We start from the raw sequence: 13,505 nt of genomic DNA, 5'->3' as shown, positions 1-13,505 counted from the left end.
GCCAAAGATTTCCGGGGCAAGCCTTGATCGCAGTCGCAATTTTCGCGTACTTCAGCATTGCTGTCTGTATAGCAGCGCTCCTGTTCTTACCGGGACTTCGCTCCACGGTATTTAGTTTTGTATTTCGGTTGTTTGACGGCATGCGAGTCCGGACGTCCGCGCGGCAGGCCTTTGCGAAAGACCGGCTCGCATATTCGGTCAAAATTTCCAGAATGTCGTTTATAGATGCACGCCGCGTACTTCTTGGCCGACGCTTGCTGATTTTGTCGACGGCGGGTATTCTTGTCGCGCCGCCGTTAGTGGCATTGGTAATGCGCAAACGACAATTATTTCAATACGACGACGACCTGCGGGTTCCTGACGAGAAAATAGCGGCGCTTCTCAACGGCGAACAACTCGTACCCCCTCCACCCTTACCACCGGATGTATTTGCAACACGCGAAGTCGAGCAGGTGCGGCCAGCCTTGAAAGACGCAAGCCGTGACTGGAATCTGCTTGACGCCGATTTTCGGACGCGCTTGTTGCTCGTGTACAAAATCATGCGTGAACAGCACGGATACGAAATGGCGCTATTGGAGGGTTATCGAAGCCCGGAGCGGCAGAATCGGCTGGCTCTAATGGGCAGCAATATAACCAATGCCGGCGCGTTTCAAAGCTATCACCAATACGGACTTGCCGCCGATAACGCTTTTCTGCAAAACGGCAAAATCGTCATCTCCGAAAAGGATGCTTGGGCAATGCGGGGTTACCAGCTATATGGCGAAACTGCCGAATCGGTCGGACTGACATGGGGCGGCCGCTGGAAAATGATGGATCTCGGCCACGTCGAATATCACAAGCCCGGCTTCAAGATCGGGCAGCCGCATTGAATCCGCTACGGGAAATGCGGCTCTGGCGCTCACCGTCGCAATGCCGCCATTCGTGCGGTTGCTATCAAAACTTCAATAATCTGACTGCACTATGCGACGCATCCTGAACGTATTGACCCGGTCGCGCACGCTGACCATCGTGGGCGCCGTCACACTGGCGGCATTCCTGTTTATTGGCGCGGATTTGCTGGAAATCGACTGGGTCTGGCCAGCGTCTGTCTTCGGCGCGGCGGTACTGCTCTGGCTTGTTTCCTGGGCCTGGAAAAGGCACAAAAGAAGGCGCGCAAATGCGAAGCTGGGCGACATGCTTGAACAGCAGGCGGAAACGGGCCGCGGGCATGCATCGGCGGAACCGGTCAAGCAGGCTGAACTCGAAACGCTGCGAGCGCGCCTTTCCGCTGCGGTGAAAACGATCAAGACGTCGAAGATCGGACAAGCGTCGGGGCGCGCCGCGCTTTATGAATTGCCGTGGTACATCGTGATCGGCAACCCCGCTGCAGGCAAGAGCAGCGCGGTGCTGAACTCAGGCCTTCAATTTCCTTTCGCCGATAAAAACGATGCCGTCATCCACGGCATAGGCGGCACGCGCAACTGCGACTGGTTTTTCACCACCGAAGGCATCTTGCTCGACACCGCCGGCCGCTATTCCATCCACGAAGAAGACCGCAGCGAATGGCTGGGTTTTCTAGGATTGCTCAAGCGCTACCGGCCCAAGGCGCCAATCAACGGCATCATCGTGACCGCAAGCATTGCAGAGCTCACGAACAACCGCCCCGAGTTCGCAATTAACCTTGCAAAGAACCTGCGCCAACGCGTGCAGGAGCTGACCGAGAAGCTGGAAGTGTTCGCACCGGTCTACGTGATGTTCACGAAGGCCGACTTGATAACCGGTTTCACCGAATTTTTCAGTGGCAACGAGAAGCAGGAATACGACCGCGTCTGGGGCGCGACGCTGCCGTACGAGCCCGATGAAAAGCGCGACGTGGTCGGCCTTTTCGATACCCGCTTCGACGAGCTGCACGAAGGCCTGAAAGAAATCAGCGTCGCGCAGATATCGATGAACCGCGGCCTCAAGCTCTCGCCCGGGCAATTGAGCTTTCCGCTCGAATTCTCGGCAATCAAGCCGACTTTGCGCACATTCCTCGCCACGCTGTTCGAAGCGAACCCGTTCCAGCACAAGCCAATTTTCCGCGGCTTCTATTTCACGAGCGCGTTGCAGGAAGGCACAACCAATAGCGCTGCGACGCAGCGCATTGCGCACCGGTTCGGACTCAACGGCGACGACCTTCCCAAGCCGCACAGCGCGTTCTCGAAGAACGGCTTTTTCCTGCGTAATCTGTTCTCGAAGGTGATATTCGCGGACCGTGAGACCGTCCGCCAGTTCGCGAGCCCGGTCAAGACGCGCACACGTTATGCCGCGTTCTTCGGCTTCGTTGCAATCCTCGCGTTGTTGCTCGGCGGGTGGACGTGGTCGACCATTGGGAACCAGCAACTGGCGTCGAACGTTCAGGCCGATCTCGACAAAGTGGTAAAGCTGCAGCAGAACCGGAACGATCTGCAGTCGCGGCTCGAAGCCATGGACATTCTCGAAGACCGCATCGAGCAGCTCGATCAGTTCCGCCGCGAGCGCCCTCTTTCGGTATCGCTGGGTCTGTATCAGGGCGATCGTCTCGAACAGCATCTGCTCACCGAGTATTACTTCGGCGTAAAGCAATTGCTGCTTGTGCCCGTATCGGCAAATCTTGCTTCGTTTATGAAGGACGTCAACGCGCACCCCGAGCAACTTTCGCCGATGACCCGGCCGCCCGAAACGGGCGCCATGGCGGTATCGACGGCCAATGCGCGCAATGCGATGGCCGCGGCGAACAACAATGGCGGCCTTTATAACGACGCATCGCCGTCCAATGTCGAAGACGCCTACAACGCGCTGAAAACTTACCTCATGCTGAGCGACAAGCGGCATGCCGAGACGGCGCACCTGACCGATCAGGTTGCACGGTTCTGGCGCGGCTGGCTCGAACAGAATCGCGGCAACATGCCTCGCGACCAGATGATCCGCAGCGCCGAACGCATGCTCACGTTCTACCTGTCACGTGTCAGCGACAACGACTGGCCAATGATCGAGCCCAATCTCGCACTCGTCGACCAGACGCGCGAGAACCTGCGCCATGTCGTGCGCGGTCTGCCCGCGCGCGAACGTGTCTACGAAGAGATCAAGGCGCGTGCCTCGACCCGCTTCGCGCCAATGACGATCGCGCGCATTGTCGGCGACGACAACGGTGGCCTGGTCGCGGGCAGCTATGCGATTCCCGGGACGTTCACGCGTGAAGCGTGGAGCGACTACGTGCAGCCCGCGATCCGCGATGCGGCGACCAAGGAACTGCAGGCGAAGGACTGGGTGCTCAACGTCTCCGCGCACGACGACCTGACGCTGGAAGGCAGCCCCGAGCAGATCCAGAAGGCGCTGGTCGCGATGTACAAGACCGAATACGCAGCCCAGTGGACACGTTTCATGCAAGGCGTGGTCGTGCAAAGCTTCGGCAATTTCGGGCAAGCCGTCGATTCGATGAATCGCCTTGGCGATCCGCAGAACTCGCCTATCCGCAAGGTGCTCGAAACGGCGTATGAACAAACGTCGTGGGACAACCCGTCGCTCGCGACCGTGCAAGTCGATCGTGTGAAAGCGGGCGCGATGGAGCGCGCGAAGAGTTGGGTCACGAACCTGTTCTCGCGCTCGTCGAACAGCGCGATCAATGCGAACATCGATCTCAACGGCCGCCCCGTGCAATTGCCCATGGGACCCGTCGGCCAGGAGTTCTCCGGGCTCGCGCGTATCGTGGTGAAACATGACAGCGGCTCCATGCTGCAGAACTACATGGACTCGCTCTCAAAGGTGCGGACCCGTTTCAATATCCTCAAGAACCAGGGCGATCCGGGACCTGGCGCGCGGCAACTGATGCAACAGACGCTGGATGGCAGCGGCTCGGAACTCGCCGATTCGCTGAAACTCGTTGACGAGCAGATGCTCAATGGCCTCACGGATTCGCAGCGGCGGGGCTTGCGTCCCTTGCTTGTACGTCCGTTGATGCAGGCGTATGCCGTGATCATCCAGCCTGCTTCGGTCGAGGTGAACAAGGTCTGGAACGCGCAGGTCTATCAGACATTCCAGGCATCGCTTGCAAGCAAGTATCCATTCGCCGCGAACGGCCGTGTGGAAGCCGGCGCAGGTGAAATTGCCCAAGTGTTCGGACCGGACGGGTCGATCGCGAAGTTTGTCGGCACGACGCTGGGACCGCTTGCGGTGCGTCGTGGCGATGCACTCACGGCTCGCACATGGGGCGACATGGGTCTCGCACTCACGCCCGCGTTCACGAACGGTTTTTCCGGCTGGGTCGCGCCGCTTGCGGGCGGTGCATCGAATGGCGCAGCGGGCGGCGCCGGATCGGCCGAACCGCAGACCGTGTTCCAGATCCTGCCGCAACCGAGCACGGGCACGACAGAGTTCACCTTCGAGATCGATGGCCAGCAATTGCGGTACCGGAATACACCTCCGCAATGGACGAACTTCGTGTGGCCCAATCCGCAGGGAACAGCGGGCGCGCATCTCACGGCGACAACGTTCGATGGACGCACCATCGAACTCGTCAACGAACCCGGGCGTTATGGGCTTGAGAAGCTGATCAACGCGGCACAGCGCAAGCGCCGTCCCGATGGAACGTTCGATCTCACATGGACGCAAGGCGCGGTGTCCATTTCGGTGAGCATGCGGATCATCAGTTCGGCACAGGCAAATAGCGGCGGCGTAACAGGCGCAGGCGGCAGCGACGCGCCTCAGCGCCAAAGCTTGCGCGGCTTGCAACTGCCTTCATCGGTTGCCGATGTCGCTGCGGCCGGCGGCAAGGCTGCGGTTCCCGTGACGCCAACGGCGCCGGCCGGCTCCGGACAAACCGCCAACGCGGCATCAGGCATGGGAGATACGCAATGACGCAGACCGCACAAGCGCAGGTTGCGTACTTTGGCAAGATTCCGTCACGCGGTGACTTCGTCAAGAGCCCAAACCATCCGCAACTGCTCAATACGCTCGACCGTTATGTCGCGCAAGGCATGGAGCTGCTCGCGGAAGATCCGCGCTGGAAGATCGTCTACGACGAAGCGCGGCCGGTGCACTTCGCGTTCCTCGGATCGCAGAGCAAGCTCGCAATCGCCGGCCACATGGTGACGAGCCACGATCAGTCGCAACGGCGCTTCCCGTTTCTTGCGGCAGCAGCGCTTGAAGTCGACAGGCCGCTGAGTTTCCTGCCGCGCAGTCCGCTTGCGTTCGCGCGCTTGTGGTCCCGCATCGCAACGCAAATGCAGCCGCTGCTCGGCGACGTTGAACCGCCCGGCGCGCTACAGGCGCTCGGCGACACACAAATTGCCGTCGATATTGATTCACAGCGCAATCCGCACGATGGCACCTTCGCTGATTTTGTGGAGCACCAGACGCTCGCCGGCCTCGAACAGATGCTGCTTGCGAATGGTCATCCTGTGCGTCTGCGCGGCGCGATGCTCGCACTGGGTTCGCTGCTCAAGCCCGTGATGGACAGCGGCTCGTCGCATCTGGAGCGCGGGCTCACCCTGCCGCTTCCGAACGATCCGTTCTACCGGAGCCTCGTCGCCGCGCTGTGGCTCGAGCTGATCGCACCGTTTGTATCTAGAGCTGACTTCGAGCTGGCTGTCTTCATCGGCACGATTGCTTCACGCGAGCGGCTGGTGGTGGGGTTCAACGGCGCGTCGGCGAAGACGTTGCAGAGCATTGTCGATCCGCAGGTCTATGCGTCGCACAACATCGATATCGACGATCCTGAATGGATCGATGCACATGCCCAGAACAATCATGACATCAGCAAGCTCGTCAGCTATCTCGATCAACCGCAACTCTCGCTGCGTGTCGCAATTGATACGTTTCGCGAAGTATTTGTCGGAGGTTGAATTTATGCGTTCTGTCATTGCCGCTTGCCTGATGATCGGCGCCGCAACGGTCCATGCGCAGACGACCGTGAATCCGGTCGCGGGAGATAGCGTGCGGACCACTGCACTGCCAGGCGCATCGGGCGCGGGCGCATTGCAGAATCCGAACGCGACGGGCGCGATCGTCTCCGCGCCTGCATCGGCGAATACGGTGCCTGGTCAGGTTGTGGCGGGCGGCACCGTACCCGATGAAGCGACCAAGGCCGCAGTACTTTCCCGTTTGCGCGACACCTATGGCGCGAGCAACGTCGTGGATCAGATCGAAGTCGGCGATGTCGCCACGCCGCCGAACTGGGGCGCCAATGTGCAGAAGCTGATCAACCCGCAATTAAAGCAAATCAGCAAGGGGCAGTTGAAGATAGACGGCACGGCTATCGATGTAAAAGGCGAAGTGCGCAATGAAGCCCAGCGCCAGCAGATTGCGAGCGACATGGCAAATTCGCTGAACCCGACATACACCATCAAGAATGGTCTTCGCGTCACGGCGTCCGAGCAGGGATTGCTGGACAAGACGCTTGCGAATCGCACGATCGAATTTGAAACCGGCAGCGCCACGTTGACTGCGCAAGGACGCACGATTCTCAATCAGATGGCGGCGGTGCTCGCGAAGATGTCGACACGTACGGTAGAAGTAATCGGACACACCGACAACGCCGGCAACCGGACGTCGAACGTTGCGCTGAGTCAGGCGCGCGCGGATGCGGTGAAGGGTTATCTAGTGGCGAAGGGCATCAGTCCGCAGACCTTGAATACGACGGGCGTCGGACCGGACCAGCCGATCGCATCAAACGATACGAACGACGGGCGCGCGCGGAACAGACGGATCGAGTTTCGGGCGGGGCAGTAATCAAGTGAAAGCGCGTCCGCGCTATTCCGCCTTCTCCTTCACCCCCAGCAGCTCGCGAATATGCGCGAGTGATGCATCGTCCTTGACCACGGTCGTCAGCCATTCATGCAGCGGCATGTCGGCCCATTCTGCGGCTTTGTCGGCGAGATACGCGACCGGGCTATGCGGTTCCGTGCGCCTGAAAAATGCGGCGACTTCGCGTAATTGCGCGACGGCCTGCACCCGCGCCTGAGCGCCGCTTGCACTCGCGGTGAGTGGCGTGGACTTGAACACGGGCTCCTCCCGGGGTGGTGCTGCAGTTTGTTCGAACGACGGTTCAACACGCATTGGCGCGTCCGGCACAACAGGCTTCATAAAGTCCACAACCGGTACGTCCGCCGGCGTACTCACGCCACTGTCCCGCGCGAACCGCTCCGCCAGCCGGTACACAGTCTCATACGCATCCCGCGCCCTGCGAAAGCTCGGCGCGTCGTCTCCCGCGCGGTTATCCAGCTCCTTCTCAAGCGCGAGCATCGCGACTTCGAATGCCGCCAGCTGACCAAGCAACGTTGCATAGAAACCCGTTGGCGTAGCCCGTCGCGAAGCTTCTATTGCTTCGACTGATGGCTTGCCGCGCGTGATGTCATCGGCGTGATCGGGGTCTCGTTTCGCCGCTTGCGCCGCGTGCGTGGCGATCTCCCAGTCGAGTGCGCTATGACGGACACCGCCGCCGTCGGTGAGCGCAACGGCACGCAGCAACTCCGCGCTGCGTCCGATCAGCCACGCAACATTGCCCAGCCGATACTCCGCATCGTCGCCTTCGGGCAGCGGATGGACGTGTTCCCAATAACGCTCGCACAGACCCTTGAGCAACACGAAGCCGTCGGTGAGCCCCGTGATTCCGCTGCGCATTGCAAGCGCCTCGGTCAGCCAGGCGGCCAGACGCAAGTCTTTGGTCTGCGTCTTGAGCAATGCCGTGCTGCGCTCGATCACAAAAGGCCAGTCGGCCTCCTTGATCTCCGTGATCCATTCGCCCTGGTCGAGCGACGGGTCATCGAAGCGGCGCGCTTGTTGGACAGCATCGAAGTCAGCGGAAAACAGCAGGTCATCGCCGCAAGGCGACAATGCGGATACGGGCTCGAGCAAAATGGATGTGGTGGACATGATCGGTCTTGTTTCTTGATGCATGAATCATGCGATCGCATAATTGAAGTCGCCGCTATCGCCGGCGCTGACCGTGATGCGTGCGATGGCCTCGCCGCTCGCCATCCTTTCCAGCACGTGTCCGGCAATTTCCGGCAGCAAGGTGCCGCTCAAAATGTGATCGACGTTTCGCGCTCCGGAATCGACTTCGGTGCAACGCGCGAGCACGGCATCGACAAGACTTTCGTCCCACTCGAACAAGGCCTTATGATTCGTTTCAATGCGTCGCGCAATGCGCCCAAGTTTCAGTTCGATGATTTCAGCAAGCACGTCGTCCGGAATCGGATAGTACGGAACAACCTTCATGCGGCCGAGGAAAGCCGGCTTGAACACCTTGAAAAGCTGCGGCCGCAATGTCTCGGCGAGTTCATCCGCACCTGGCAACTCGTCGGCGGATTTGTTCAGGCAAGCGGACATCACAGCGGCCGATCCCACATTCGATGTCAGGATGATCAGCGTGTTGCGGAAATCGATTTCGCGTCCTTCGGCGTCGTCCATCATGCCTTTGTCGAAGACCTGAAAGAACAACTCCATCACGTCGGGGTGCGCCTTCTCGACTTCATCGAGCAGCACCACTGAATAAGGGTTTCGGCGCACCGCCTCGGTGAGCACGCCGCCCTCGCCGTAACCCACGTAGCCCGGCGGCGAACCCTTGAGGCCTGACACGCTATGCGCCTCCTGGTACTCGCTCATGTTGACGGTGACGAGCTTGCGCTCGCCGCCGTACAGCACGTCGGCGAGCGCTAGCGCCGTCTCTGTCTTGCCGACACCCGACGGCCCGACGAACATGAACACGCCACGCGGCTTGTCTGGATCCTCAAGGTTTGCGCTCGCGGTCCGCACGCGTTGCGCGATCGCGAGAAGCGCATGATCCTGGCCAATCACGCGCGCCGCGAGCAACGCCGGCAGATTGAGCACCGTCTGCAATTCGTTTTTCACCATGCGCCCAAGCGGGACGCCGGTCCACGAGGCAACAATTTCCGCGACGACATGTCCGTCGACCTGAAGCGGCACGATAGGCTGTGCGTTCTGCAATGCGCGCAATTCGCTCACGCGGGCGTCGAGCGTTGATCGAATAGTTTCGACGCTCGATGCTTCGCCGCCATCGCGCGCGGCGTCGATCTGACGGCGCAGCGCTTCAATCTCACCCGCGAGCGATCGCTCTTGCTGGAAGCGCGCTTCATCGCGTTCAAGCGTTTCGAGGTCAGCCGCACGCGCCTCACGCAACACCGCGATGCGCTCGTCATGCGGCGCACCGCTCGCGGCTTCACGCTCCAGTGAAGCCAGTTCGACATCGGTGCGTTCAATGCGCCTTTTTGTATCGTCGATGACAGCGGGGGCCGAGCTCTGCGCGAGCGCGACTTTCGCACACGCTGTATCGAGCACGCTGATGGCCTTGTCCGGCAATTGCCGTCCGCTGACATAGCGATGCGAGAGTCGCACGGCTTCGGTGATGGCGTCGTCGAGAATGCGTACGTTGAAGTGCTTTTCCATCAGCGCGCTCATGCCGCGCAACATGGCTGCGGCGAGCGGCTCGCTCGGTTCCTCGATCTTGACGACCTGGAAACGACGGGCAAGCGCGGCATCTTTTTCAAAGTACTTCTTGTACTCGCTCCACGTGGTCGCCGCAATGGTGCGCAATTCGCCACGGGCAAGCGCCGGTTTCAGCAAATTTGCCGCATCGTTCTGGCCGGCCTGACCGCCCGCGCCGATGATCGTATGCGCTTCATCGATGAAAAGAATGATCGGATAGGGACTCTTCTTTACTTCATCGATTACTTGCTTGAGGCGGTTTTCGAATTCGCCCTTCACACTTGCGCCTGCTTGCAGCAAACCCATGTCGAGCACGTGCAGCGCGACTTCGCGCAGTGGCACGGGAACATCACCTGCCGCAATGCGCAACGCCAGCCCTTCGACGACCGCTGTCTTCCCGACGCCGGCCTCGCCGGTCATGATCGGGTTGTTCTGGCGGCGCCGCATCAGGATGTCGATTGCCTGGCGGATCTCCCCTTCCCGCCCGATCACCGGATCAATGCTGCCTTGACGCGCGCGCGCGGTGAGGTCGCTGGTATAGGTGTCCAGCGCGGGCGTGCGTGACGCGCCCGCGGATGCGGGCGACGAGGCTTCTTCCATGTGCACCGGCTGAGATTCGACAGAACCATCCGTGAGTTGATCGAACTCATGCTTGAGCCGGTCGACACGCACCGAAGCAAATTGCGGCGACATGCGCTGTGCAAATTGCGCCAGCTCGGGCGCGTTCGCCAACGCGAGCAGCAGATGACCCGAGCGGATCAGTGCTCCTTGCGCATCCAGTGAAGCAATCAGCCACGCCTGTTCGAAAAGCGCAATCAAATGCACCGAAAACACGGGCGTGCGCGTATTGCCGGTTTGCAGCCGCGACAGTTCGCGTTCGAGATCGCGCCGCACAGCCAACTGATCGATATTACTTGCACGCAAGGCAAGCACGGTGTCACTCGCCGGCACGTCGATCAAAGCAATGAACAAATGCTCCAGCTCCACCTCATAGTGGCCGCGCGACAGGCAAGCGCTTGCAGCGCGCTCAGCGGCCTGGCGGCACGTCGGGTTCAGCTTTGCAATCAAGGTCTTCAACGGCGTGCTCATTATTGACGTCCAGTAAAGTCATAGCGCGGTTCTCGACACGTCGGATAGACCAGACGCTTAGGAAACCAGATGAAGTTCATAACATGCGTCGGAACGATCCTGCCGCGCCGGCTGCGTGCAAAGAAACGCGTCCCAGCCCAGGCGCCCGGCGATTCCCAGTTGGCTCGGCGAAACTTCGTCGCGACGCAGCACGAGTGACACTTCGTATTCGAGAGTGACACCCGCGAGCAACGTCAACATCCGCTCGAGCGCGAGGGCATTGCCGGCGCCAGGCAAGAACGCTTCATAGTCTTTCTTCGAAAGCGGTCCCACGACCAGCCTTGCGCGCATATCGCGCTGCCACACGCGCTCGCCTGCCAGTGCCGTGGCGCCAAGCGTTGCGTTGACGCCACCTAGCACGCTCAACTGGTCGCGTGGCACGTCGTACCATCTGCCGATGAATTGTTCGACGCGCACCGGCACGCCGAAGTAATCCGACAAGGTGCGTTGCAAGTAAGACGCGGACATCGGCCTGTGCCGCGCCGCCAGCGCATAGCCTGCAATGGCTTCATCGAACAGGGCGCCACGTCCGCCTTGCAGGTCGGCGCGCGTTTCGTCGTTGGACACGCCCGCAAGCGACAGCAGCAGCGGCAGATACCGCTGATCCCGATCGGTCTCGTAGTGAAGCGGCAACCGGTACTTCTTCCACGCCGCGTAAAAGAGCGCGGTCGCACGGTTTGAGAACATGTCGAAGAACTCGCGCGCGGCGTAGTCCTTGTGCGTTTGCTCGCGGTTCGCGATCTGCTCGGTATAGGCAAGGGGTAAGGCACCTTGCGAACCGAGCAAGCCAAAAAACGATGGCGTGATTTCAACGCGGCTCAGTCCGCCGTTTGCAAGAGCATCGGTGCGAGCGGGTTTGTCCTTGAGCGCGGTGTCGCCGGCATCGAATGAAAGCGCAGATTGAATCTCGCTGGGCGGAAACGAAAGCGACATGCTGTTGCGAAACGAAACGTGCTTGGCGAAGAGATCATCACGTCCCCGCTTGTCCGCGCCTGCCTTGCGCCCAAAAGCAATCCCGAGCAGACGGACCGCCTGGAAAAATTCGAAGCGGTACGGCTCGTCGAGCAGGCGCTCCACTACAGGAGGATCGATTCGCCGCTGCGGGGTTTGCATCGCAGGATCTCCTCTCCGGTGCGTTTCGAGACAACGACCAGTTGCACGAAGCTGTTCAGATGGACATAAAGTCCGAAGAGCGTGTCGATCACTCGCACGAAGGACGCGAGGCTCGTGCCGACAAAATGTTCCTCGTCGAGCGTCAAACGGATTTCGATGCCACGCACGAAGGTGGCGAACGGTTTGCCTGGAAGCCACTGGATAGCCGGCTTCTGCTCGATGGCAGCAATGCCATCGATATGCCGCGCCGAGACCGCGGTGCGCCGTAAATCGTAGATACGCAGCAATTCCTTGAGCGCCGAGACGCCGCTCTGCGCGAGCGAAACATGGTTGAGCGCGAGGTGCGAGATCAAACGCCAGTGCGCAGCGCGCCCGCGTTCGAAGCGCACGCTCGGCGTCGCCCGCCGCAGCATGCGCACACTGCTCACCAACGAATCGCCTTCGAGGAACAAATCGCCACCATCGAGCCCGAACGCCAGCTGTGCCGGGATGTCGCGATTCGTGCAGGTGAGTTCCAGACTCAGCGTATCGGTTTGCGCCTGCAGTGGCTCAAAGTCGATATCGACAATCGAGATCTCCGTCTCGTAACCCGGACTTGTCTTCGCGACAGCATCGTCGCGGCGCGCGAGCCAGTAATGCCCCGCTTGCCCGAGCTCGCCGTGACGCAGTGAGTAGAACGGCCGGAACTCCGTGACGGATTCGCCACTGACCTGCTCGCGCACCAGATGCACCGAGTCGATCGAGCACACTTCGTAAGCGGCGGCCCGGCGTCCATCGCAGATGACCGGGTACGCGACCGCCTGATGCGTGACGCGGATGGGATCCCCATGCTGCCTGAACAGGTTCACCACCGGCGTGCAGAAGAGACGCAAGTTGTCCTTCGACAAGGCGTCGAGCATTCGTGCCGTTTGCGAGTCGCTGCGAATCTCTTTCAGCACCACATGTAGCGTGAAACGGCTGCATTTCCCGGCGGCTCGCGCCATGTCCGTGAAGCCGAAGTCGATGAAATTGAATTTCTCCGGGAACGCGAAGTATTCGGTCAACAAGCGATATGCCGGATGTGATTTTTCCGGATAGTCGATGAGCGCATCGCTTTCGCCGAAACCCGCCTGCTCGAGCACGGGCGCGTGAAGCTTTTTCCATTTGCCGCAACGGTCCGCTTCAACATAACTCGCCGTTGTGTTGACAAGCAGGCAATCGGCAAGCGCGGCGACAAACGACTGTTCGCCATGCAGGTGCACGCGCAGTTGCTGCAAGCCGAGCGTCGAGAGATCGAGTTGGGGCGCGGCCGATTCAAAGGTCACGGAGATCAGCGCGGTGGCATCACGAGGCAGGACGGTCGCGCTCGGTGCGGACGCAACCGGCGTATACTTCGCTTCGATAATGCGCAGCGGTGCAAGCACCACATCATACGCGTTGCGAAAGCGGCATTGCACGCCGCGAATGGGCCGCGATTTCAGTTCGGTCCCGCGTTCGATGGTCGCCGTTGCCGTGAGCTGTCCAAGCGCCTGGGCTGCGTCGAACTGCGCAATTGAACACGACGGAAACGGCCGCAGATAATGCGGATACAGCACTTCCAACAACGCTTCGGTGAATTCAGGGTAGTCGTCGTCGAGCTTCTTGTTGATGCGCGCGCCAAGCAGCGCGAACGACTGGATCATGCGCTCGACGTGCGGGTCCTCGGCGTGTTCGCCGGACATCGTAAGACGCGCGGCGATCTTCGGGTAGCGTTGCGCGAAGTCGCGCGAGTAGCGTCTCAGGAATGAGAGTTCGCGCTCATAGTACGGCAGCAGTTCTTCCATTACTCAAATCCCCGGCTCCGT

General features: G+C 60.4%; 8 protein-coding genes. 4 read left to right on the top strand and 4 right to left on the bottom strand.

Annotated features, from left to right (window positions below; all coding sequences use genetic code 11):
- The first annotated feature begins 23 nt into the window (after window positions 1–23).
- From AWB64_RS12440 to AWB64_RS12425, 4 genes are all read left to right on the top strand, one after another.
- A complete protein-coding gene (locus AWB64_RS12440; protein WP_060819318.1) occupies window positions 24–869 on the top strand; it encodes a M15 family metallopeptidase in 846 nt (281 codons plus the stop codon).
- Window positions 870–960: 91 nt separating this feature from the next.
- A complete protein-coding gene (tssM, locus tag AWB64_RS12435; protein ID WP_060819316.1) occupies window positions 961–4,854 on the top strand; it encodes a type VI secretion system membrane subunit TssM in 3,894 nt (1,297 codons plus the stop codon).
- Window positions 4,851–5,840, top strand: a complete 990-nt coding sequence (tagF, locus tag AWB64_RS12430) for a type VI secretion system-associated protein TagF (RefSeq protein WP_060819314.1) — start codon at window positions 4,851–4,853, stop codon at window positions 5,838–5,840. Before tssM ends, tagF begins: the two co-directional genes overlap by 4 nt.
- 4 nt (window positions 5,841–5,844) lie before the next feature.
- A complete protein-coding gene (locus AWB64_RS12425) occupies window positions 5,845–6,726 on the top strand; it encodes an OmpA family protein (RefSeq protein WP_082850463.1) in 882 nt (293 codons plus the stop codon).
- A 21-nt stretch (window positions 6,727–6,747) separates the two neighbouring features.
- Here the strand turns inward: AWB64_RS12425 and tssA are convergent, their stop codons facing one another.
- From tssA to tssF, 4 genes are read right to left on the bottom strand one after another with little or no spacing between them, the layout of a single operon-like run.
- Window positions 6,748–7,869 (bottom strand): type VI secretion system protein TssA, encoded by a 1,122-nt coding sequence (gene tssA, locus AWB64_RS12420; protein WP_099050531.1) that lies wholly within the window; start codon window positions 7,867–7,869, stop codon window positions 6,748–6,750.
- 27 nt (window positions 7,870–7,896) lie between these two features.
- On the bottom strand, window positions 7,897–10,530 hold the full coding sequence (gene tssH / locus AWB64_RS12415) for a type VI secretion system ATPase TssH (protein WP_060819312.1): 2,634 nt from the start codon (window positions 10,528–10,530) through the stop codon (window positions 7,897–7,899).
- A gap of 57 nt (window positions 10,531–10,587) precedes the next feature.
- Window positions 10,588–11,682 carry a type VI secretion system baseplate subunit TssG gene (gene tssG, locus AWB64_RS12410; RefSeq protein ID WP_060819310.1) on the bottom strand — a complete coding sequence of 365 codons (1,095 nt, stop codon included), beginning with the start codon at window positions 11,680–11,682 and terminating at the stop codon, window positions 10,588–10,590.
- Window positions 11,646–13,484: a type VI secretion system baseplate subunit TssF gene (gene tssF / locus AWB64_RS12405; protein WP_060819308.1), complete on the bottom strand. Its 1,839-nt coding sequence runs from the start codon at window positions 13,482–13,484 to the stop codon at window positions 11,646–11,648. The genes tssG and tssF overlap by 37 nt, the downstream gene beginning before the upstream one ends.
- Between the last annotated feature and the right edge of the window lie 21 nt (window positions 13,485–13,505).

Source organism: Caballeronia sordidicola (assembly GCF_001544455.2).
GTDB lineage: Bacteria > Pseudomonadota > Gammaproteobacteria > Burkholderiales > Burkholderiaceae > Caballeronia > Caballeronia sordidicola.
Note: the sequence above shows the minus strand (reverse complement) of the source record. Positions and strands in the feature narration are given on the sequence as shown.